Source organism: Hyalangium minutum, from assembly GCF_000737315.1.
Lineage (GTDB): Bacteria > Myxococcota > Myxococcia > Myxococcales > Myxococcaceae > Hyalangium > Hyalangium minutum.
In genome coordinates this window covers 25,343-45,369 of record NZ_JMCB01000001.1, presented here as the reverse complement: position 1 = coordinate 45,369, position 20,027 = coordinate 25,343, and the positions used below count along the sequence as shown (strand labels likewise).

Here is a 20,027-nt window from a genome sequence, read left to right as displayed (position 1 = left end):
AGCCATGAACGACGAGACGGAGATCGCGATCGCGCTGAAGTACGACAAGGAGAAGGACGGCGCGCCTCGGGTCGTGGCCAAGGGGATGCGCCTCAAGGCGGAGAAAATCCGCGAGATTGCCAAGCAGTACAACATCCCCATCATGAAGAATCTCCCCCTGGCCAATGCGCTCTACCGCGTCGACGTGGGCCAGGAAGTCCCCGAGGAGCTGTATGACGCGGTGGCCGAGGTGCTGAACTTCGTTTACGCCCTGCAGCAGGAGCAGCAGGCGAGCGGCGCCAAGAAGTAGGGGACTGGACGAACGGCCCTGTTCTGGAGTGAGGTTGCACAACCATGGCGAAGATCAACAATCAACCCCCTGCGCCGCTGTGGCCCTGGGGTGGTCCCCGCAGCGTCCGTGAGCGGCTTGTCGATCGCACGCAGCTCAACCGCAAGAACACCAAGAAGACCGGCAACCCGAAGAACCCGGCGCTTGCCTCGGCGGCGCTGCTGGACTTCATCGGTCCGGCGCACTCCTCCGAGGAGCTGCGGCTGCCCACCCCGGCCAATCCTCGTCAGAATGACGCGCCGCTCGAGGGCTTCTCGGACCGGCCCCAGCTGGAGAGCGTGGCCGAGCGTGGGGAGAATGATCAGCGCCGGCTCATGGAGCGTGGCCTGTCGCGCATCAACGCGCCGCCGGATCGCATGGAGCGGCTCAAGGCCCTGCTCCAGCGCGAGTCGCAGATGCTGACGCTGGTGGGCCAGGTGAACTCCGAGGTGCAGGAGATCATGCGCCGCATCCGCGAGGAGCAGAAGGACGAGGGCTACTAGCATCATGGCTGCGGACCCCAACAGCCCCCAGGAAGAGGCGAAGCTCGTCGCGGCCCTGCAGAAGTGGGCGGACGGCAAGGCGACCCTGCGCGACGTGCGCGGCTACTCAGACGATGAGCTCTACGCCATCGCCAAGACGGCCTACTTCTTCTTCCACCAGGGCCGGGTGAACGAGGCGCGGACGCTCTTCCAGGGGCTCTACGCGGTGAACCCCACGGATCCGTACTTCGCCAAGGCGCTCGGGGTGGTGGAGCTGGCCGCGGGCAACGCCCAGGGCGCGCTGGCCGCCTATGACGTGGCCATCAAGCTGGCCTCGGACGATGCCCAGGCCTACGTGGGCCGCGCCGAGGTGAAGCTCACCATGGGCCAGAAGTCGCAGGCCATCGAGGATCTGCGCCGCGCCGCCTCGCTGGCTGCGGAGGATGACCCGGTGACTCGGAAGGCCAATGCGATGATTTCCTCGCTCACGGGTCGCCGCTGAGCCTCTCCGGTAGGGCCGGGGCAGGGCAAAGACGCGTAAACTCCCAGCCGTAAGCTTGATCGGGGAATCCCCTTTGCTGTTAGCATGGGGCAATCGTGTAGATTTAGCGCACCCCTACCCCGGGAGGAGCCCGCCTCATGTCGAACGCGAAGAACCCCAATGCCCCGCAGTTTCCCCCCGAGCCGCCCGAGCTGGCGGCAGAGCGTGAGCGGCTGATTCCCGAGGTCGAGAAGCAGGCCAAGGCGGCCACCGGCACCGCGCAGCCCCTGCTGCGCAAGTTCCACGAGCTGATGCTGCACACGCGCCCGGGCTCGCCGTTCGACATGCAGATCTACCAGGACGTGAAGGACGCCTTCATGCGCTTCATGAAGGATCCCGTCCTGCCGCCCCCGGCCATCATCATGCAGTGCGTGGAGTACATGCAGAAGCGTCTGGTGGCCTTCGGCTTCACCGGCCAGATGCAGCTGCCCGAGGGCGTGAAGATCCCCGAGAAGATCATGGGCCCGTCGCTCCTCGAGGGCGTCCAGGTTCCGAACGTGGCCGGCGGCGTCGCGGCCCCTGCGGCCCCTGCGGCTCCCGTGGCCCCTGGCGCCAAGAAGGCGCAGGATGGTTTTGAGGGGGGTGGCTCCAAGCCCAGCAAGATGACGCTCAACCCGGAGACGGCCGCGCCCCCCAAGGCCCCGGCTGCCCAGGAGCCCAAGTCCGAGCAGCAGCAGCTCGAGTCCTTCAAGACCTGGATGAAGAACCCCTCCATCGGCAAGCTGAAGGGCTAGTGATTTCAAGGACTTGGCCGACCAGGAAATGATCCTGGAAAACCGGAGGAAACTCCGGCGGTGTGGGTCCGATAATCAGGCTGTCAGGCGGTTACTTTCGCTTCCCCCAAACGAATTTCCCACTCTCAGGAGTCACACATGTCCAGCCTCGGCGGCGTTTTCAACAACTTCTCTGGCACCATCAACAGCAACGTCGGCACGATGAACTCGTGGATCGACAACCAGAACATCCCTGCGGAGCAGAAGAACCTTCTGAAGGTTCAGTCCGAGATGCAGCGGATGCAGGAGATGGTGCAGCTGGCGACGACGATGATGAAGGCGCTGCACGAGATGAGCAAGAGCGTCATCCAGAACCTGGCGGTGTGATAGCCGGGTAGGCGCTACAGAGCAGTTCGGAGCCGGCCTCGCGAGGACCTCAGGTCCTTCCGCGGGGCCGGTTTCGTTTTGGGCCTCGAGGGCCTCCAGGCCTCCGCGCCACCGGCTCCGGAGCTCGCACTGGCGGCGAAATGATTCCGAAAATCCCCAAGCAACTCGGGGGTGGTGACTCCGATAATCAGGGCAAGGAAGTCATAGCCGCCACTGACTGGCGGATCACTCATATACGGAGTCAATCATGTCGCAGGCACTGCAGGGCGTCTTCAACCAGTTCCAGGGCACCATCAACAGCAACGTCAACACGATGAACTCGTGGATTGACAACCAGAACATCCCGGCGGAGCAGAAGAACCTGCTGAAGGTTCAGTCCGAGATGCAGCGGATGCAGGAGATGACCCAGCTGGCCACCACGCTGATGAAGGCGCTGCACGAGATGAGCAAGAGCACCATCCAGAACCTGTCGGTGTAATTCCTCCGGCAGTCGCTTCAGGGGAGTGCGGAGCCGGCCTCGCGAGGACCTCAGGTCCTTCCGCGAGGCCGGTTTTGTTGCGGGAGCCGGAAACTCCAGGCGGCTGGGCTCAGAAAAATGATCCAGAAAGTCCCCAGGAAACTTTTCCTGAGTGGGCACGAGAATCATTTTGTCAGGCGGCTGCTGTCGGCCGCTCCCACCCACCCTGCTTTCTCAAGGAGTCGCACATGTCCAGCCTCGGCGGTGTTTTCAACAACTTCTCTGGCACCATCAACAGCAACGTCGGCACGATGAACTCGTGGATCGACAACCAGAACATCCCCGCGGAGCAGAAGAACCTTCTGAAGGTTCAGGCTGAGATGCAGCGGATGCAGGAGATGGTGCAGCTGGCGACGACGATGATGAAGGCGCTGCACGAGATGAGCAAGAGCGTCATCCAGAACCTGGCGGTGTGATAGCCGGGTAGGCGCTACAGAGCAGTTCGGAGCCGGCCTCGCGAGGACCTCAGGTCCTTCCGCGGGGCCGGTTTCGTTTTGGGGCCTGGGGAGCCCCCGGGAGCTGAGCTGGGCTCAGAGGCTCAGGCGACTCGGGGATCCGGGAGGTAGGAAATGATCCGGAAAAGTCGCAGGAAACTCCGGCAGGGCTGGCCCGATAATCAGCTTGTCAGGCAGTTACTTTCCCTTCCCCAAACGAATTTCCCACTCTCAGGAGTCACACATGTCCAGCCTCGGCGGCGTTTTCAACAACTTCTCTGGCACCATCAACAGCAACGTCGGCACGATGAACTCGTGGATCGACAACCAGAACATCCCCGCGGAGCAGAAGAACCTTCTGAAGGTTCAGTCCGAGATGCAGCGGATGCAGGAGATGGTGCAGCTGGCGACGACGATGATGAAGGCGCTGCACGAGATGAGCAAGAGCGTCATCCAGAACCTGGCGGTGTGATAGCCGGGTAGGCGCTACAGAGCAGCTCGGAGCCGGCCTCGCGAGGACCTCAGGTCCTTCCGCGGGGCCGGTTTCGTTTTGGCGCCGCAGGAGCCCGCGGGCGCCGAACTGGGCTCAGAGGCTCAGGCGACTCGAGGGGATCCGGGAGGTAGGAAATGATCCGGAAAATTCCAGGAAACTCCCTCTGCCCAGAACCGATAATCCAGGTGTAAGCTGCTTCGCGGTTCACCCTTCCTACCCCATCCGTCTCAAGGAGTCGCACATGTCCAGCCTCGGCGGCGTTTTCAACAACTTCTCTGGCACCATCAACAGCAACGTCGGCACGATGAACTCGTGGATCGACAACCAGAACATCCCCGCGGAGCAGAAGAACCTTCTGAAGGTTCAGGCTGAGATGCAGCGGATGCAGGAGATGGTGCAGCTGGCGACGACGATGATGAAGGCGCTGCACGAGATGAGCAAGAGCGTCATCCAGAACCTGGCGGTGTGATAGCCGGGTAGGCGCTACAGAGCAGTTCGGAGCCGGCCTCGCGAGGACCTCAGGTCCTTCCGCGGGGCCGGTTTCGTTTTGGGCTTCGAGCGCGCGATCCGACCGCTCGGGTGCGACTTTGTGTGCCTATCTGCGCTCGGGTGGAGCTGGCAGTGCATCGGTCAAGCGACCGATAATGTTGGTGAAAATCGCCACGAAACTCTGAAGCGGATGGGCCGATACTCATAGTAAGAAATGCGCTGGGCGGCAGCGCTTCTCCCTCTCGGAGGGGCGGCCGCGGCGCTTTAACCAAAAAGGATAGTAATCATGTCGATCACGTCGAAGCCTGTGGGTATCGGAGCCAATCCTCTCAACACCCTCAGCTCCCAGCTGAGCACCCTCGAGGGCAAGCTCAACAAGCTCGAGGCGCAGCTGATCAAGGCCGCCTCCGCGCAGGCCCCGAGCACCGCGGCCACGGGCAACACCGGCTTCGTTCCCCCCGGCGCCACCTCGCCGGGCACTGCGGCCGGCGGCAACACCGGCTTCGTTCCTCCGTCCTCCACGGGCCCCCGCTCGCTGGACGACCTGTGGAAGATGGCGGTGGGTCCTGAGACCCCGAACCCCTCGCAGGGCTCGCACCCCCAGGGCAGCCTGCAGACGAGCTCCAACGGCGTGGTGACCACCCCCGGCGGCTACAAGATCGAGCAGCTCGGCCAGTTCGACTGGAAGATCTCCGGTCCGGACGGCAAGGAGACGAAGATCTGGGGCGACCCGCACGTGGCCGAGGGCGACGGCGGCAAGTGGGACTTCAAGAAGGACAGCACCTTCGTGCTGGGCGACGGCACCCGTATCAACGTCACCACCAAGCCCTACGGCAACGGCATGACGGTGACCGGCGGCCTGGACATCATCTCCGGCAACGACCGCGTGCAGGTGACGGACATCGACAAGGGCAAGGGCAAGACCGGCCAGGTCACCCACGACGGCTTCCAGCACGTCAACGACTTCGGTGGCAAGGACGTGTTCGTGATGGGCAAGGAGACCGATGACTGGTCCTTCACGGGCAAGGAGATCGTCGGCAGCAACAACGGCGGCGAGTCCTTCAAGCTGGGCAAGGATCTGGCTCCGGGCACCCCGACCACCCAGCCGTCGGGCGCGCAGCAGGGCGCCGACGCGCTGCTGAAGCAGATGCGCGACGTGTTCAAGGGCCTGTCGGATGTGTTCAAGGGCCTGTCCAAGCTGGCCGAGCAGCTGTCGCGCCGCCACGAGCAGGACGGCGGCCTGACCGCGCGCCCCGGGCCCGGCAGCTGGCTGAACCGCCGCCAGGAGCGCCTCGGCAAGGACTTCGACTCCATCGGCCGCATGCTGCACCTGTTCCGCGGCCTGGATCACCTCAGCAAGGCCGTGCAGCCGTTCCGCAACACCTTCACGGCGTAATTGAGCTAGGCTGAATCCATCTCATTCCCGGGCGGGAGGAGAGCGCAACCCACTGCGCCTTCCTCCCGCCTTTTTGTCCAGGTGAACCATGAGTGACACGCCGCAGAAGCCCGGCAGCGCCAAGGCTCCCAGCAAGGAGGAGCTCGGCGAGATGCTCGTCGCCGGAGACATCACCCCCGCGCAGTACCTGGGGCTCTCGCAGAAGCAGCTGTATGAGATCGCGACCATGGGCAACAACATGCTCAAGCGGGGCGATCTGGAGAAGGCGCGCGACATCTTCCTGGGGCTGGTGGCCGCCTCGCCCTATGACAGCGTCTTCCACGTGAATCTGGCGTTCGCGTACCACCAGCTCAAGCAGCTCCCCGAGGCCTTGGAGGAGTACACCACCTCCCTGCGGCTCAACATCGCCAACGTGGATGCGCTGGTGGGCCGCAGCGAGCTGTACCTGCAAGAGGGCAAGCTCGAGGATGCCCTCAAGGACATCCTCGCTGCCCTGAAGCTGGACCCGGAGGCCAAGCGCGACACCACCAAGCGCGCCCGCGCCACCCTGGCCATGCTGCAGAAGAAGGCCGACGAGGCCCTCGAGGAGTAGGGGAGCACCGCGCGCATGTGGCCGCGGTGCTCAACCCTGGAGCACCGCGGCTACGGCGCCTTCTGGAAGACGCTCAGGCTCGTCTCGTTGGGCCCCATCATCAGCTGCGACGTGCCGTCCGCCTGCGCCTGGAACTTCCAGTAGTAGACTTTCTGGGCCTTCTTCAGCTCATCCGCGCTGAGCGACTTGTCGAAGTCGCTGCCGTGGGTGCAGTCCGAGTACTTCGAGCGCCCCTTGGTCGGGTAGATGTGGAAGGTGCCGTCCTCGAAGGTGGCCGTGCCCTCCGTGGAGCTCCAGCTCAGGTAGCGGCAGGAGCCGCCGCTGGTGAAGCTGGCATAGAGGAACTCCTCGTAGCTGCCGTCGGGCTTGAAGACGAAGTACGCGGCCGTGCCGCCGCCGTTCTGCACCATCTGCGAGTTCTCATCCCAGAACCACAGAGGAGAGATGGTGCCGTTGAGCCACTGGCCCTGGAGCGCCTGGGGCGGGGGCGACTTGGGCGTGTTGGTGTTGGGATTCCCGTCGCCTCCCGGACCTCCCGTACCTCCAGAGTTACCGTTGCAGGCGCCGAGCATCGCCACCGTACAGGCGGCGGTCAGCAGACGGGACAGGGAAGCGCTTCGCATGGGCTCTCTCCTGGGTGGCCACTCGGTGTGGCGGTGGGTTGAGGTCAAGTGCGCTGGTATATCGCGGTGAGGGCCGTGCCCCAATCCGCCCTCATGATCTTCATGGCGAGGAACTTGAGGGCCGGCGTGTTGAGCGTGTTCCCCGCGACAATGACCCGGGCCCCCGGCTTGAGTTCCTCGAGCTTCTTGCCCAGCTGGGCGATCAGCTCCGGCGGGAAGCAGGTGGCGTGCGCGAAGACGATGTCCACGCCCGAGAGATCCTGCTCCGTCAGGTCTCCGTCGATGAACTCGATGCGCTGGCGCTGGTGCTGCTCGGGCAGGTGGGGACGGAACTCGGAGTCGTAGACGGCCAGCCGCTCGCGCGCCAGATCCCCCAGCCCAGGGAGCAGCTCCACCCCCATGGACTTGCTGAGCGGAAAGCTGAGGGCCGCCATGAAGGTCGCCTTGCCCGTGCCGGAGCCCAGATCAATGAACACGTCACCCTCGGTGGGGGAGGCCGCAGCCATCAGCTCCACGAAGCTCTCGGGGAGGATCTCTCCATAGGTGGTGGACTGATCCCCCCGTCCCAACCGCTCCTTCTCCCGCTGGGCCGTCTCGTAACCCGACAGGTCCTGGTAGAGCCGCTGGAAGATGTCCTTCGCCTGGGAGAGGTCCATGTCCCCCCATCCTAGTTCAGGTAGGGCCCTGCGGCAGTTCATGAGTGGCAGGGGGTAGGCCAGGCAGGGGAGGGGACGCTTCAATGCCTGGAAATGATCCGGAAAATTCCAGGAAACTCCCTCTGCCCAGAACCGATAATCCAGGTGTAAGCTGCTTCGCGGTTCACCCTCCCTACCCCGTCCGTCTCAAGGAGTTCGTCATGTCCAGCCTCGGTGGCGTTTTCAACAACTTCTCTGGCACCATCAACAGCAACGTCGGCACGATGAACTCGTGGATCGACAACCAGAACATCCCCGCGGAGCAGAAGAACCTTCTGAAGGTTCAGTCCGAGATGCAGCGGATGCAGGAGATGGTGCAGCTGGCGACGACGATGATGAAGGCGCTGCACGAGATGAGCAAGAGCGTCATCCAGAACCTGGCGGTGTAGTTGTAAGCCAGGCAGCCGTCTGGGCAGTAGGCCGGAGCCGGCCTCGCGAGGACCTGGAGCCAGGGTCCTTCCGCGGGGCCGGTTTCGTTTCAGGGGCCCCCCCCGGGCCCCCTGGGCATCGGGAGGGGGCCCTCTTGGATTGATCACCCTCCTTGGTTGTTGGCGCGCCTGCGGGCTAGACTCCGGCCGCTCGGTGACAGCCCGCAGCGGCGCTCCTACCCCAGGTACCCGCGCAGATGACGACGGAATCCAAGGCGATGGTCGCAAACGAGGAGGCGAATACGTTGTCCTCCCCCGAGTTGCTCGAGCGGGCCATGGAGGGCTTCCGCCTCTATGAGGAGGGCGACTATCCAGAGGCTCGGCTCATTTTCGAGGAGCTGGCGCAGCAGGACCCCCTGGAGGCCTATTACCGGACCGCCCTGGGCGCCATCTATCTGGCCGAGGACGAGCTGGATGCGGCCTTGGAGGCCTTTGACGAGGCGCTGAAGCTCAACCCGAAGGACTCGGCGGCGCTGGTCAACCGGGGCGAGGTGCACCTGCGCCTGGGCAACATCATGGAGGCCGCTCAGGACTTTGCCCGAGCGGTCGATCTGGATCCGGAGAACAAGGATCCGCTCACCATGCGAGCGCGCCTGCTGGCCGCCGCGGCCATCGAGACCATCGAAGCCGCCCAGCGCAGCGCGCCCGCGGAATTGAAGAAGTAGGCCGCCGGCGCTGGTCGCCCGGCGCCTGAAGGAACCATGGCCAACTCTCAGGGGTCGGGCAGGAAATCACCCCCTGCCCCCGTGAAGATCCACCACTTCGAGAAGCGCTCCGTGCGCGGGGGGACCCCTGCCCAGCGCCCGAGCGAAGTGTCCATGGCCGAGCACCCCACGGTGCCCGAGATTCCCAGAGCGTCGATGGCGGAGCACCCCACGCTGCCCGAGATTCCCATCGAGCCCCGGTTGGGGGGCGCCGCCGCGCAGCCCGCGCAGAGCTCGCCGCTCGGGCCCCGGCCCAAGAGCCGGGCCGCCGTCTCCGAGAAGGCCGAAGAAGCGTCCTTTGGGAGGAGGGCTTCGGCCCGCTCGCCTCGGAAGGGCTCGGGGGCCCGGGAGAAGACGCCCGCGGGGGCACAGCCTGCCCAAGGCTCCGTCGCCGAGCGCCTGGCCACAGCGCGCCGCCTCATCACCGAGGACCAGCTCGAGGAGGCCCAGCTCATCCTGGAGCGGCTGGTGACGATGGGCGTGGCCACCGGTCCCGTGTTCACCCAGCTGGGCGCCACCTATATGGCGCAGGGCTCCACGGACAAGGCCCTCGTCTTCTTCGAGGAGGCGCTCTCTCTGGACGCCATGGACCTCATGGCCCGGGTGTGCAGGGGCGAGGCCCGCATGTGGCGCGGCGACCTCCTGCTGGCGGTGGAGGATCTGCACACGGTGCTGGATGCCGGAACCGCTGGCAGTCCCCTGGTCCAGCGCGCCCAGTATCTCCTGGAGCAGGTCGAGGAGGAGCAGGAGCGCAAGCGGCGCTGAGGCGCTCCTCGCGGAGCTCAGGCCTGGAAGGGCTCCGTCTGGAGCACCCAGAGGGGCGCGTCTCCACACTGCATGAGAAGCGTCTCGCCGTCGCGCGCGAGGACCGTGCCGGGAGCTGCTGTCGTCGTGCCGCCGCTCTCCGCCAGACGGGTGCTCAGCACGTGGAGCTTCCGCCCGCCGAGCTGGCCGTAGGCGTAGGAGGGCTTGCCCCCTCGCCACGAGGCAACTCGGCAGGCTCTCACCTGGACGTGGATCGCGCGCGCGGGCTGGCTCCAGTCCAGCTCTCGGTAAGCGGGCTCGAAGTGGCCCGCTTGGGTGGCCTGGGCTTCCGGCTGCGCCTCGCCCACGTCGCCCCACGCCACGCGGGTGATCATCTCCGGGAGCAGCTCCCAGGCCATGTTCATCTGCTGCTCGAAGAGGCTCTCCACCGTGTCCGAGTCGCTGATGGGGCGCCGCGCCTGTGCCAGCACCGGCCCGGTGTCGAACTGAGCGTCCATCCGGTGGATGCTCAGGCCCATCTCCGGTTCATCGTTGCGCAGGGTCCAGCCCAGCGGATTGGGGCCGCGGTAGCGAGGCAGCAGCGAGGGGTGGAGGTTGACGGCGCCCAGCGACGGCACCGCCAGCGCCTCCGAGGGGATCCGCCACGGGAAGAAGAAGCTGATGAGCAGGTCCGGCTTCACCGACTGCAGCAGCGGCGCGAGCCGGTCCCTTCGGCTGGCCACCAGCACATCGGCCAGAGGAGGCGAGGCCTGGACTGCATGGTGCATGAGCGACCAGGCAAGGGCGTTCTGGGGCCGGAGCCCATCCGGGCCGCAGGGGAGGACCACCGCCACCAGCTCGTGGTTCCGAGCGCGCATGGCCTCGGAGATGAGGTGCACCACGTCTGAGGAGCTGGTCAACAACGCGACGCGCCAGCCATACGTGGGGACAGGGCCACGGGTGGGCGAGGGCGGTTCGGGCACCATTGCCGCAGTCCTACCACAAACAGTCCGGTGACGGGGGGGGACGGAGGGTCCGGCACGGGGGCTTGGGCCTGGGCACCACGGCAGACTAGGATGGCCCCGCCGATGTCAGCCAATCCGAACAGCTTCCTGTCCAAGTACTCCGATATCGTCCTCGCGCTGGTCGTGGTGGCCATCGTCGGGATGATGATCGTCCCGCTGCCCACCCACCTGTTGGACGTGCTGCTGACGCTCAACATCAGCATCTCGGTGGTGCTGCTGCTCATCTCGCTCTACGTGCCAGCGGCGCTCCAGCTGTCGGTGTTCCCGACGCTGCTGCTGATCACCACGATGTACCGGCTGTCGCTCACCATCTCCACCACACGCCTGATTCTGCTCACGGGCGATCCGGGTGAGGTGGTGGTCGCCTTCGGTAAGTTCGTGGTTCAGGGCAACTTCGTCGTCGGTGCCATCATCTTCGTCATCCTCACGGTGGTGAACTTCATCGTGATCTCCAAGGGCTCGGAGCGCGTGGCCGAAGTGGCCGCCCGCTTCACCCTGGACGCCATGCCCGGCAAGCAGATGTCCATCGACGCGGACCTCCGCGCCGGCTCCATCGATCTGGAGGTGGGCAAGAAGAAGCGCCGCGACCTGGAGCGCGAGAGCCAGCTGTTCGGCGCCATGGACGGCGCCATGAAGTTCGTCAAGGGCGACGCGATTGCCTCCATCATCATCACCGTCATCAACATCGTCGGTGGCCTCATCATCGGTGTGATGCAGAAGGGCATGGACGTGGGCGCGGCCGCGCAGAAGTACGCGCTGCTCACCATCGGTGACGGTCTGGTGGGCATGATCCCCGCCATCCTCATCTCCACCTGCGCCGGTATCATCGTGACGCGCGTGGGCGGCGAGGAGGAGGGTAACCACCTCGGCAAGGACGTGGGCACGCAGCTGACCGCGTACCCGAAGGCCATCGCCATCGCAGGTGGCATGCTCCTGGTGATGGCCATCATCCCCGGTCTGCCCGGCATCCCCTTCACGGTGCTGGGCGGCGGCGCGGCCTTCGGCGCCTGGAAGATGCTCAAGAAGCAGCAGGAGGAGACGGTGGCGGAGGAGGGCGGCGGCGGCCTGGCTCCTACCACCACCTCGGATAACGGCACCCCCGCCGCCACCGAGCCCGCGCCCAAGGAGCCCATCAACCCGGACTCCGAGCTCTTCGTCCCCGTCGTCACTCCGATTGTTCTGGAGGTGAGCGACGCGCTGGTGCCCTACGTGGACTCGCGCCAGGACAACGGGAAGTTCCTCTTCGAGCTCATCCCGTTCATGCGCGACGGCCTCTTCGTGGAGCTCGGCGTGCGTTTCCCGGGCGTGCGTGCCCGCGGTAACTCGAGCCTCCCGCCCGGCGCTTACCAGATCCAGATCAACGAGGTGCCTGTCGTCACTGGCCAGGCCACGCTGGGCCACGTGCTCGTGAACGACACGGTGGACCGCCTGAAGTTGATGAACATCCAGGGCTTCGAGGCCATCAACCCGGCCACCCGCCAGCCCGCCGCCTGGGTCCCTGAGCAGCACAAGGAGACGCTGGAGTCCGCCGGCCTCACCACCTGGGACGTGCCCGGCTACATCATCCTCCACTTGGCCGCCATCCTGCGCCGCAACGCCCGCGAGTTCGTGGGCGTCCAGGAGTCGCAGACGATGCTGGACCAGCTGGAGAAGGCCTTCCCCGCCATCGTCAAAGAGGTGGTGCCGAAGGTCGTCAACGTGCTCAAGCTCACGGACATCCTCCAGCGGCTCGTGGAGGAGGAGATCTCCGTGCGCGACTTGCGCGGCATCCTCCAGTCCCTGGCCGAGTACGGCCAAGTGGAGGCCGACAACGTGATGCTCACCGAGCACGTGCGCGCCTCGCTGCGGCGGTACATCTCGCACAAGTACGCGCGCGGTACCGGCACCCTGGTCGTCTACCTGCTGGATCCGCAGATCGAGGAGGCCATCCGCGGCTCCATCAAGCGCACCTCGGCGGGCACCCACCTGGCCCTGGAGCCGGAGCTGGCCCAGGAGATCGTCCAGGCCGTCAAGTCCGAGTGTGGCCACCTGCCGCCCAGCGCGCAGCGCCCCGTCATCCTCACCGCCATGGACATCCGGCGCTACGTCCGCAAGCTGCTCGAGTTCGAGTTCAACCCGCCGTTCTCCGTGCTCAGCTACCAGGAGCTCGCTCCGGACCTCAACATCCAGCCCGTGGCCCGCATCTCCACGCGCTAGCCGCAGGCCCCTCCCTTCGGGGAGCCCCGGCAAAGGCCCTCTCTGCTCCGGCAGAGGGGGCTTTTTCGTTCGTGGGGGAGGGGAGAGGCTGAGGGGGGCTCGTGCGGCTGGAGCGTCTGCTCAGGCTCCGGCCAGCACCGCGATGATCAGGCCGATGGCGAACAGGGCGAACACACCCATTACCACCAGGGGCACCATCTTCTGCTTGTCGAACCCGCCGCCGCCGCCCCCGCCACCGTCATCGTCCACGCTGGCGGCGTAGGACCTCTGGGGGATGGGACGGGGTTGCTCGGGCTCGGGCTCGGGCTCGGGCGCAGGAGGCTCGGGAGCGGGCTCCGGAGCGGCCTCCTCCTTGGGAGGTTCCTCCTGGGGCGGCTCTTCCTTGGGCGGCTCCTCCTGGGGCGGCTCCTCTTCCTTGGGCTTGGCGCGCCGGGAGCCGACGCGGCCCGCGGGGATGCTCTGCGTGTGCTCGTCGTCGTCGTCGTCCCCGCCTCCGTCATCGACGGGAGAGTCCGGAATGTCCACCGCGGGCTCGGGCAAGTCCGAGGGGTCCACGTAGAGCAGGCGGATGTTGCCCACCTCGAGCTCGTCGCTGTCCTTGAGCGTCTTGCGGTTGATCTTCTTCTTGTTGACCTTGATGCCGTTGCGGCTGCCCAGGTCCTCCACGTGAGTGCCGGCCCAGTCGCGCCGGATCTTCACGTGCCGCCGGGAGATGAGGTCATCCTTGAAGACGACGTCGGCCGTCTCGTCACGCCCGATGATGAGCTCCTGGGCGTCGCTGATCTCGATGCGCTCGCTCTCTCGAGGGCCATTCATGACCCGGAAGTAGGGGCCCTCGCCGCTCTTGATGCCGCGCACCGCGTCCTTCACCAGGCTGCGCGCCACGAAGGACGTCTTGTCCGAGCGCCCTCCGCTGTCCACGGGCAGGTCCGCCACGTGGGTGAACGTCACGTCGAACTGCGCGATGGCGATGACGTCCCCGTTGCGCAGGCGGTGCTTCTCGCCCTTGGGCAGGGGCTTGCCGTTGATCTGGGTGCCGTAGGCGCTGCCCAGATCCTCCAGGAAGAAGAGGTTGCCCTCCTGGGAGATGCGCGCGTGGTTGCGGGACACGGCCTGCTGCGCGAGCACCACCTGGCAGCCCTTGTCGCGGCCCAGGGTGATGGAGGCCTCGTCGAGGACGTGCTCCGCAGGCTTGGCAGAGCTGCCAGCCTCGCTGCGCTGGGTGACGGTCAGCCGGACGCTCATCGCCAGGGCATCAAGAGAAGGGGGAAGGGAGAAGGAACCAGAAGGTCAAAGGGTCAGAAGGTGCCGTCGCTCAGGTACTTCTCGCACGTTTCAATCTCGCTGGGGAACTCGTCTGCGGTGCCGTACTTGAGGAAGTTCTTGCAGGCAATGGTGGCGGCGTCCTTCTTCTTCGCGTCAGCGTAGATCTTGAAGAGGCCGTAGTGGCAGGGAGCGTACTTGCCATCCAGCCGGACACACTTCTTGTAGGTGCGCTCCTCCTGGTCCACCAGGCCCTGCTCGGCCTGCTGCTTGGCCAGCACGTAGAGCGAGGCGGGGGTGTTCTCCGCCGTGTTGGTGTCCTTGATCTCCTTGAAGGCCGAGTCCGTCAGGGCCGCCTTGCGCTGCGCAATGGCCAGGTTGTTGAGGCACTGGGGGTTCTTCTGGTCCAGGGTGACGCAGGTGGCGAAGGCGTCCTTGGCCTCGGCGAAGCGGGCGAGCTCCATGAGGGTGGCGCCGTAGTCGTGCCAGAAGGAGGCCACGTCCGGAGACAGCTGCACGGCGCGGCCGATGTGCTCGGCGGCCTCCTCGAACTTGCCCTCGCTGTAGGCCAGCACGCCCAGGCTGTGGTGCGCGTCCGCGATGTTCGGGTCCACCGCGATGATGGTGCGGAACTCCTTCTTGGCCTGCTCGTTCTTCTCCATCTTCAGGTAGGCCAGGCCCAGGTTGTAGCGGGCCTCGAGATAGTCCGGGTTCACCTTCAGGGCGCGCTGGAAGTTGTCGTGCGCCTTCCCGTAAGCGCCCTCCTGCAGGTAGATGTAGCCGAGGTTCTGGTAGGCCTGGGCCTGCTCGTTGTTGTAGCGCAGCGCCTTGATGAAGAATTCCTTGGCCTTGCCCGTGTCGCCAGCCTTGAGCTTGATGAGGCCCTTGTTCACCCACAGGTCCGCGTACGTGGGCGAGAACTCCAGGCCCAGATCGCAGTAGACCTCGGCGCGCTCCAAGTCATTGATGTTGAGCTGCTGGACGCACAGCTCGTTGTTGAGCAGCGCCCGATCGTGCACGGGGGGCGTGGAGAGGCAGGCGACGGCGGTGACGAGGGGAAGGGCGCAGAGGACTCGGGTCAGGCGCATGGCGGCGCGAGTGTAGGGGAGGAAGTGTGGGACGATCAACGGCCCCATGATGCAAAATCCAAGCTGTTTTCCATGGGTTACGCCGGTAGAGTCGCGGCCACCATGCGTACGCTCCTCTGTGCCCTTGGTCTTGCCGCAGTCCTCTTCGGGGCTGCCCCCGCCCATGCGCAGTTCGCCAACCGAAGCCTGGGGTTGTCCCTGGGCTATATGGACTTCAAACGCACCGCCGGCCTCGAAGGTGGCTTCTTCGTCGGGTTCGACGGCAGCTACTACATCGAGAGCGGCTTCGACCTGGTGTCGCTGACGAAGCTCTCCTTCCCGAGGGACCCGGGTACGGGCAAGCGGGTGGTGGCGCTGGCGCCGTCCATCGGCATCCGCTACCTCTTCATGGAGGAGTCCTTCCGGCCCTACGCGGGCACGGACCTGAGCTACCTGCTGGTCTTCCGCGAGGGGGCCACCGGGCAGTACGTGGGGCTCGGGCCCAACCTGGGCTTCGACTTCTTCGTCACGGATACGGTGAGCCTGGGATTGAGAGGGCAGTACAACTTCTACATCGCCCTCAACGAGAAGACGCAGTCGTCGCTCACGGGCTCCGTGGGCGCAGCGGCCTACTTCTGACGCGCGGGGCATTGCTGGTAGCGTCCCCGCCCGTTCGCGAGGAGTGCTACCCCCATGCGCCGTCTCTCCATCTTCGTTCTGTGCGCCGCCTTCCACGCCCTGGCACTGTCCACGGGCTGTGGAGGGGATGATCCCCCGCCTGTCCCAGATGCGGGGACCCAGCCGCCTCCTCCCCTGCCGGACGCGGGCCCACCGGATGCCGGGCCGCCGGACGCCGGGCCGGTGGATCTGCAGCCGCCGGTCGTCATCACCCATCAGCCGGAGAAGGACGCCACGGGCGTGCCTCCGGAGACGATGGTCGAGGTGACGTTCAACGAGGCGATGCAGCCCAACCGAGGCACCCTGCAGCTCATCCCCGGCACGGGCCTGCCGAACAACGGCGTGCTGGTGGCCAGCCCTCAGGACTGGGACCCCACCGTGCATACGGTGCGGTTCGCGTTCCCTCAGGGGCTGCCGCTCCGGAAGACGCTGATGGTGAGCATCGCCAACTTCGCGGACGCGTTCGGCAACCCCATGCAGGGCGTGCGCAGCTTCTCCTTCACGGTGAGCGATGGCGTGGCGCCGGCCGTGTCCACCTCCATCCCCGCGGAGGGCGCCAGCAGCGTGGCCCTGGCCACCAACGAGATCACCCTCAACTTCAACCAGCCCATGGACATCACTGTGGGGACATTGGTGCCGGGCGGCGGCCTGAGCCTGGGGGCCTATACCTGGGTGGGCAACCAGTCCCTCAAGGCGCCCATCACCAGCCCGCTCGTCAACAACGGGCTCTACTCGGTGCGGCTGGACAACTTCCGCAACGCCAACCTGAAGGCGTTTGATGGCGCGCCCTACCTGGGGGACGGCAAGCTGGACTTCGGCACGGGGCCGGACCTCATCCGCCCCACGGTGCGCGAGGGCTCTCCGCGCGAGGCCGCTACGAGTGTGCCGTACGACAGCACGCGCTTCGTGGTGATCACCTTCAGCGAGCCCATGGATACCGCCCAGGGCGTGGGCAAGGCCGAGCTGGTGGATGTGGAGCGCAGCACCCGCACGCTGCTGACGCCGAGCTGGTCCTCGGACGGCTTCGTCGCCACGTATGACGTGCAGTTCAAGCTGCGCCCCACGGCCACCATGAAGGTGGATCTCTCGGGCTTCAAGGACCGGGCGGGCAACCCGTTCGATCCGGCGCCCTACCTGGGGGACGGCTCGCTCAACTTCACTGTGGCCGCGGACACCCTCAAGCCCTACGTCTCCAGCTCCAACGTTCTGGATGGCACCACCGATGTCTATCCCGTCGAGGTCTACGCGACGGGGGGCACTCCGGCCACGGCCCTCCGGAAGATCTTCACCTTCGGCTTCAACGAGCCGATGGATCGCTCGGTGAACAGCGTGCGCTTGGCTGAATCGGGCAGCCCCAACTCGTTCCGCACGATCGCCGGCGAGTGGTCCACGGATGGGAGGACGCTGAAGGTCACCATCACCCCCGCGGCCTCCGGACAGCTACCGCTGCTCGGGAACACGGGCTACTTCCTGGACCTCACGTCCTTGAAGGATGTGGCGGGCAATCCGCTCGACACCACGCTCGGGGCGGTGGGCTCCAACGGCCGACTCGACTTTGCCACGCTGTCCGACAACGCGCTGCTCGATCATGCCTGCGCGCATGCCCTCACCGTGACGCCGACCTCCGTGCTCGCCTCGGTGAGCGCCAACTCCAGTCCGCGTGCCGACACGAATCACGGGCACTACGAGGTGACCTTCGCCTCCAGTAGTTCTCCCTTCGAGGGCTTCAACCGGATGCAGATTCCCTGGCGGAGCCACTTCCTCTTCATGAACCGGAACGTGGAGGTCACCGTGTCCGACCCGGCCAACCCGAACACGCCCATCCAGGTGTCTCGCGCGGCTGTCGAGCCGGCCTGTCCCTCCGCGCTCACCTACCGGGCCCGGTTCACCACGTCCGTGGATGCCACCGTGAACGTGAAGTTCGGCCCCTTCACGGAGCAGAAGTTCCGCTTCGTCTACGAGCAGGAATACTGACAGCGGGGACTTGAGAGTGGGCAGGGAGCAAGTTCCCACATCTTCAATTAGGAGATCTCCGTCTAGCGCCCTCATCCGGCGCGCCCGGCGGTCAGCTCACCGCCGAGGCGCGCTGCGAGGCGATGCTGCGCTGGCCGCATCAATCAGGGACAGCACTCTGATGCAAGTGATGCTGCGCCCCTTGAGCAGCCAGTATTCCTTTGCGGGCATACAGGCTGCTGCGGTCCGGGGCGCGGCGTGGGCGCCGGGCAGATCGAGGGACTATCGGCAAGGCCCCACGTAGCCATTCATGCTGGCTGCAGAGGCGGCGGCCTCGGACCAATTGCAGGCAGGCACCGGCACGGTTTGTTGGAATGGCCCAGGGTAAGCACACACCGGATACAATTCGAGTCTGCCGCCGTTAGGACACGCTTCCCCAGGCGTGCTCCAGACCTTCAGCCCAGCACCCGAATAGATGGTCAAAGAGCCATCATCCCCCAGCTTGAGGTAGGCGGCGGTGTCCACGACAGCAGCGCCCGTCCCAGAATTCCAGCGATAGCTGGCAGGATTTGTGATGTCTCCATAAACAACAAAGTTCCGGTCAGTCTGCATGACCGCGCCCGTGTTGCTGCTGACACTGCCGAGGACATTCGTGGCCCAGATCACGGCGTTGGTGCTGACGCGATACACGACCAGGTTCCCGTCACTGGCCTGCAGGACGAGCTTGTAATTCCCATTCGAGGAGTAGATCTGCTGGCCCGCCATCAGGGCCTGATTGGCCTGGAGTGTCTGGGCGCTGACTCCCGTGGAGATGAGCGCTATCGCCAGGGTGAACATGGCTGCGATGGACTTCCTCATTTTCGACCTCCCTCTGCCCTGGGGCAGGGTGTGACATGCAAGGGTGGGTGTTCCGCGTGTCCCGAGTCCATTCCTTTGGACTGAGCGGGCCCCGCTTGCTGGAGGGAGCCGACGAGGTAGAAATTGATGCAAAGATTCCGCAGGCTGCGGGGTGCCCACCCGCGGCAGAGCCATCCTCGAGCTGCTCTGACGCGGCGAACCACTGGCGCTGCTGGAGGAGACGCAACACGAGGACTGCGCTCCGCCGGGAAGGCGCGGCTCCTCCAGACGTAGGCCACCCCCAGCCACCCCATCGCGTCCCCTGGCCACGTCAATCCCTGTGGGAACGCGACGAGCGCCATACTCGACTTCGACGTGTGGGCCTGCGCGATGCCGCCCGCCGCGCCATTCGACTACGCGGTGCTCAAGCCGCTGGCGTGAGCGCTCAGCCCTGCTTGGCGAGGAAGTCCTTCAGCCACTGGTTGGCGGCGTTGCGGTACTCCGGCAGGCGCTCGCGCTTTGCCTCGGCCAGGGCCGCCTTCACGCCCGCGGCGTCCCTGTCCTGCGTGTAGACGGGGGTGCCGGGCTGCTGGCGCCAGGAGTCGGCGAGGCTGCCAGCGTCGATGGCGTCGAAGCCCAGCTCCTCCACCCACTTGAGCACCTTGGCCTTGGCCTCCGGCGAGTCCCCCGCGACCGGCAGCGCGATGCGCCCCGGCGTGCCCTGGGGCCTGCCATTCTCGCCCAGGCTCTTGAAGAAGATATTGTTGAAGACCTTGATGACCGGACGGCCGATGAGCGACGCGACCCACTCGCTCTCCACCTGGCCGTTGTCGAGCGCCTGAATCTGGCCGTCGCGCACGGGGTAGTAATTGCCCGTGTCGATGATCACCGCGTCCTTGGGCGTGTTCGCGAAGAGGCCCTTGGGCAGCGCGGGCACCGCCTTCTGGGGGATGGTCACCACGATGACGTCGGTCGCCTTGGCCGCCTCCTGGACGGTGACGGCCTTCGCGCCCGTCTCCTTCGCCACGTCCTTGAGCGTCTCCGGCCCGCGCGAGTTCGCGATGGACACGTCATGCCCCAGCTGCACCCAGCGCCGGGCCAGGGTCCCGCCAATCAAGCCCGCGCCAATAATTCCAATCTTCATGCCGTTGTCCTCCAGGGTTGAATCCCGCGCCTTCGTGCGCCCGTCAGATGCCCGACCCGTCCGCGCGATGCGCGGTGGCCGGCGGATTTCGTCACTCGCCTCCTCCAGCAGCGTGGCCAGTCCACGAAGACGGGGCCCCAAACGTGCCTCCGGGTTGAGCGTGGTGCCCCGGAGCGAGTCCGGCGGGAGCAGCCTGGGGAGCGTGTCAGTCTGGACCCGGAGTCGCTCGGAGCGTGCTACACGCTGTGTCACACGCGGAGGACTTCCGCGTGGGGCGTGCCCCCCGGCGCGTCAACCCATGGCGCAGGTCTGGGCCTGG

At 65.8% G+C, this 20,027-nt stretch carries 24 protein-coding genes; 17 read left to right on the top strand and 7 right to left on the bottom strand.

The window, feature by feature from the left end; translation table 11 throughout:
- Positions 1-4: 4 nt before the first annotated feature.
- The 11 genes from DB31_RS00210 to DB31_RS00160 all read left to right on the top strand — a co-directional run bounded on the left by DB31_RS00210 (position 5) and on the right by DB31_RS00160 (position 6,351).
- The gene (locus tag DB31_RS00210; RefSeq protein WP_044180490.1) at positions 5-289 is read left to right on the top strand and encodes an EscU/YscU/HrcU family type III secretion system export apparatus switch protein; all 285 of its coding nucleotides are present in this window, start codon (positions 5-7) and stop codon (positions 287-289) included.
- Positions 290-333: 44 nt separating this feature from the next.
- A complete protein-coding gene (locus DB31_RS00205; protein WP_044180486.1) occupies positions 334-810 on the top strand; it encodes a hypothetical protein in 477 nt (158 codons plus the stop codon).
- Position 811: 1 nt separating this feature from the next.
- The gene (locus tag DB31_RS00200) at positions 812-1,291 is read left to right on the top strand and encodes a SycD/LcrH family type III secretion system chaperone (protein WP_044180484.1); all 480 of its coding nucleotides are present in this window, start codon (positions 812-814) and stop codon (positions 1,289-1,291) included.
- Between the two features lie 137 nt (positions 1,292-1,428).
- Positions 1,429-2,064, top strand: a complete 636-nt coding sequence (locus tag DB31_RS00195; RefSeq protein WP_044180481.1) for a hypothetical protein — start codon at positions 1,429-1,431, stop codon at positions 2,062-2,064.
- A 138-nt stretch (positions 2,065-2,202) separates the two neighbouring features.
- Complete coding sequence (locus tag DB31_RS00190; RefSeq protein WP_044180463.1) at positions 2,203-2,430, top strand: hypothetical protein; 228 nt, start codon at positions 2,203-2,205, stop codon at positions 2,428-2,430.
- A gap of 247 nt (positions 2,431-2,677) precedes the next feature.
- Entirely contained in the window at positions 2,678-2,908 is a 231-nt protein-coding gene (locus DB31_RS00185) for a hypothetical protein (RefSeq protein ID WP_044180477.1), read from the top strand.
- A 227-nt stretch (positions 2,909-3,135) separates the two neighbouring features.
- A complete protein-coding gene (locus DB31_RS00180) occupies positions 3,136-3,363 on the top strand; it encodes a hypothetical protein (protein ID WP_044180474.1) in 228 nt (75 codons plus the stop codon).
- A 262-nt stretch (positions 3,364-3,625) separates the two neighbouring features.
- The gene (locus DB31_RS00175; RefSeq protein WP_044180463.1) at positions 3,626-3,853 is read left to right on the top strand and encodes a hypothetical protein; all 228 of its coding nucleotides are present in this window, start codon (positions 3,626-3,628) and stop codon (positions 3,851-3,853) included.
- A 262-nt stretch (positions 3,854-4,115) separates the two neighbouring features.
- Positions 4,116-4,343 (top strand): hypothetical protein, encoded by a 228-nt coding sequence (locus DB31_RS00170; RefSeq protein WP_044180474.1) that lies wholly within the window; start codon positions 4,116-4,118, stop codon positions 4,341-4,343.
- A 306-nt stretch (positions 4,344-4,649) separates the two neighbouring features.
- The gene (locus tag DB31_RS00165; protein ID WP_083967935.1) at positions 4,650-5,759 is read left to right on the top strand and encodes a DUF1521 domain-containing protein; all 1,110 of its coding nucleotides are present in this window, start codon (positions 4,650-4,652) and stop codon (positions 5,757-5,759) included.
- A gap of 88 nt (positions 5,760-5,847) precedes the next feature.
- Entirely contained in the window at positions 5,848-6,351 is a 504-nt protein-coding gene (locus DB31_RS00160) for a tetratricopeptide repeat protein (RefSeq protein WP_044180472.1), read from the top strand.
- Between the two features lie 50 nt (positions 6,352-6,401).
- Here the strand turns inward: DB31_RS00160 and DB31_RS00155 are convergent, their stop codons facing one another.
- On the bottom strand, positions 6,402-6,974 hold the full coding sequence (locus DB31_RS00155; RefSeq protein WP_044180470.1) for a hypothetical protein: 573 nt from the start codon (positions 6,972-6,974) through the stop codon (positions 6,402-6,404).
- Between the two features lie 44 nt (positions 6,975-7,018).
- A complete protein-coding gene (locus tag DB31_RS00150; RefSeq protein ID WP_044180467.1) occupies positions 7,019-7,630 on the bottom strand; it encodes a class I SAM-dependent methyltransferase in 612 nt (203 codons plus the stop codon).
- Between the two features lie 200 nt (positions 7,631-7,830).
- Between DB31_RS00150 and DB31_RS00145 the strand changes: the two genes are divergently transcribed.
- From DB31_RS00145 to DB31_RS00135, 3 genes are all read left to right on the top strand, one after another.
- Positions 7,831-8,058, top strand: coding sequence for a hypothetical protein (locus DB31_RS00145; RefSeq protein ID WP_044180463.1), 228 nt, complete (start codon positions 7,831-7,833; stop codon positions 8,056-8,058).
- A gap of 236 nt (positions 8,059-8,294) precedes the next feature.
- On the top strand, positions 8,295-8,762 hold the full coding sequence (locus DB31_RS00140; RefSeq protein ID WP_044180461.1) for a tetratricopeptide repeat protein: 468 nt from the start codon (positions 8,295-8,297) through the stop codon (positions 8,760-8,762).
- A gap of 36 nt (positions 8,763-8,798) precedes the next feature.
- Positions 8,799-9,566, top strand: coding sequence for a hypothetical protein (locus tag DB31_RS00135; protein WP_157231688.1), 768 nt, complete (start codon positions 8,799-8,801; stop codon positions 9,564-9,566).
- A gap of 17 nt (positions 9,567-9,583) precedes the next feature.
- Here DB31_RS00135 and DB31_RS00130 read toward each other — a convergent pair whose 3' ends face one another.
- Positions 9,584-10,531: a methionyl-tRNA formyltransferase gene (locus tag DB31_RS00130; RefSeq protein ID WP_044180457.1), complete on the bottom strand. Its 948-nt coding sequence runs from the start codon at positions 10,529-10,531 to the stop codon at positions 9,584-9,586.
- A gap of 102 nt (positions 10,532-10,633) precedes the next feature.
- On the opposite strand from DB31_RS00130, the gene sctV reads away from it, so the two are divergent.
- The gene (gene sctV, locus DB31_RS00125) at positions 10,634-12,766 is read left to right on the top strand and encodes a type III secretion system export apparatus subunit SctV (RefSeq protein ID WP_044180455.1); all 2,133 of its coding nucleotides are present in this window, start codon (positions 10,634-10,636) and stop codon (positions 12,764-12,766) included.
- A 120-nt stretch (positions 12,767-12,886) separates the two neighbouring features.
- Here the strand turns inward: sctV and DB31_RS00120 are convergent, their stop codons facing one another.
- Both DB31_RS00120 and DB31_RS00115 read right to left on the bottom strand, forming a co-directional pair.
- Positions 12,887-14,011, bottom strand: a complete 1,125-nt coding sequence (locus tag DB31_RS00120) for an FHA domain-containing protein (RefSeq protein WP_044180453.1) — start codon at positions 14,009-14,011, stop codon at positions 12,887-12,889.
- Positions 14,012-14,064: 53 nt separating this feature from the next.
- Entirely contained in the window at positions 14,065-15,117 is a 1,053-nt protein-coding gene (locus tag DB31_RS00115) for a tetratricopeptide repeat protein (protein ID WP_083967986.1), read from the bottom strand.
- Positions 15,118-15,219: 102 nt separating this feature from the next.
- Here DB31_RS00115 and DB31_RS00110 point away from each other — a divergent pair, with 102 nt between their 5' ends.
- The gene (locus DB31_RS00110) at positions 15,220-15,735 is read left to right on the top strand and encodes a hypothetical protein (protein ID WP_044180451.1); all 516 of its coding nucleotides are present in this window, start codon (positions 15,220-15,222) and stop codon (positions 15,733-15,735) included.
- Positions 15,736-15,789: 54 nt separating this feature from the next.
- Positions 15,790-17,748 (top strand): Ig-like domain-containing domain, encoded by a 1,959-nt coding sequence (locus tag DB31_RS00105; protein ID WP_044180449.1) that lies wholly within the window; start codon positions 15,790-15,792, stop codon positions 17,746-17,748.
- Positions 17,749-18,009: 261 nt separating this feature from the next.
- Here the strand turns inward: DB31_RS00105 and DB31_RS44345 are convergent, their stop codons facing one another.
- Together DB31_RS44345 and DB31_RS00095 are read right to left on the bottom strand one after the other, a co-directional pair.
- A complete protein-coding gene (locus DB31_RS44345; protein WP_052419595.1) occupies positions 18,010-18,585 on the bottom strand; it encodes a hypothetical protein in 576 nt (191 codons plus the stop codon).
- 424 nt (positions 18,586-19,009) lie between these two features.
- The gene (locus tag DB31_RS00095) at positions 19,010-19,960 is read right to left on the bottom strand and encodes an NADPH-dependent F420 reductase (RefSeq protein WP_276203596.1); all 951 of its coding nucleotides are present in this window, start codon (positions 19,958-19,960) and stop codon (positions 19,010-19,012) included.
- Positions 19,961-20,027: the final 67 nt, after the last annotated feature.

Bases quoted from the DNA above. Each gene is read 5' to 3' on its own strand.
- DB31_RS00210 (WP_044180490.1), top strand. From the start codon at position 5: ATGAACGACGAGACGGAGATCGCGATCGCGCTGAAGTACGACAAGGAG.
- DB31_RS00205 (WP_044180486.1), top strand. From the start codon at position 334: ATGGCGAAGATCAACAATCAACCCCCTGCGCCGCTGTGGCCCTGGGGT.
- DB31_RS00195 (WP_044180481.1), top strand. From the start codon at position 1,429: ATGTCGAACGCGAAGAACCCCAATGCCCCGCAGTTTCCCCCCGAGCCG.
- DB31_RS00190 (WP_044180463.1), top strand. From the start codon at position 2,203: ATGTCCAGCCTCGGCGGCGTTTTCAACAACTTCTCTGGCACCATCAAC.
- DB31_RS00185 (WP_044180477.1), top strand. From the start codon at position 2,678: ATGTCGCAGGCACTGCAGGGCGTCTTCAACCAGTTCCAGGGCACCATC.
- DB31_RS00180 (WP_044180474.1), top strand. From the start codon at position 3,136: ATGTCCAGCCTCGGCGGTGTTTTCAACAACTTCTCTGGCACCATCAAC.
- DB31_RS00175 (WP_044180463.1), top strand. From the start codon at position 3,626: ATGTCCAGCCTCGGCGGCGTTTTCAACAACTTCTCTGGCACCATCAAC.
- DB31_RS00170 (WP_044180474.1), top strand. From the start codon at position 4,116: ATGTCCAGCCTCGGCGGCGTTTTCAACAACTTCTCTGGCACCATCAAC.
- DB31_RS00165 (WP_083967935.1), top strand. From the start codon at position 4,650: ATGTCGATCACGTCGAAGCCTGTGGGTATCGGAGCCAATCCTCTCAAC.
- DB31_RS00160 (WP_044180472.1), top strand. From the start codon at position 5,848: ATGAGTGACACGCCGCAGAAGCCCGGCAGCGCCAAGGCTCCCAGCAAG.
- DB31_RS00155 (WP_044180470.1), bottom strand. From the start codon at position 6,974: ATGCGAAGCGCTTCCCTGTCCCGTCTGCTGACCGCCGCCTGTACGGTG.
- DB31_RS00150 (WP_044180467.1), bottom strand. From the start codon at position 7,630: ATGGACCTCTCCCAGGCGAAGGACATCTTCCAGCGGCTCTACCAGGAC.
- DB31_RS00145 (WP_044180463.1), top strand. From the start codon at position 7,831: ATGTCCAGCCTCGGTGGCGTTTTCAACAACTTCTCTGGCACCATCAAC.
- DB31_RS00140 (WP_044180461.1), top strand. From the start codon at position 8,295: ATGACGACGGAATCCAAGGCGATGGTCGCAAACGAGGAGGCGAATACG.
- DB31_RS00135 (WP_157231688.1), top strand. From the start codon at position 8,799: ATGGCCAACTCTCAGGGGTCGGGCAGGAAATCACCCCCTGCCCCCGTG.
- DB31_RS00130 (WP_044180457.1), bottom strand. From the start codon at position 10,531: ATGGTGCCCGAACCGCCCTCGCCCACCCGTGGCCCTGTCCCCACGTAT.
- sctV (WP_044180455.1), top strand. From the start codon at position 10,634: ATGTCAGCCAATCCGAACAGCTTCCTGTCCAAGTACTCCGATATCGTC.
- DB31_RS00120 (WP_044180453.1), bottom strand. From the start codon at position 14,011: ATGAGCGTCCGGCTGACCGTCACCCAGCGCAGCGAGGCTGGCAGCTCT.
- DB31_RS00115 (WP_083967986.1), bottom strand. From the start codon at position 15,117: ATGCGCCTGACCCGAGTCCTCTGCGCCCTTCCCCTCGTCACCGCCGTC.
- DB31_RS00110 (WP_044180451.1), top strand. From the start codon at position 15,220: ATGCGTACGCTCCTCTGTGCCCTTGGTCTTGCCGCAGTCCTCTTCGGG.
- DB31_RS00105 (WP_044180449.1), top strand. From the start codon at position 15,790: ATGCGCCGTCTCTCCATCTTCGTTCTGTGCGCCGCCTTCCACGCCCTG.
- DB31_RS44345 (WP_052419595.1), bottom strand. From the start codon at position 18,585: ATGAGGAAGTCCATCGCAGCCATGTTCACCCTGGCGATAGCGCTCATC.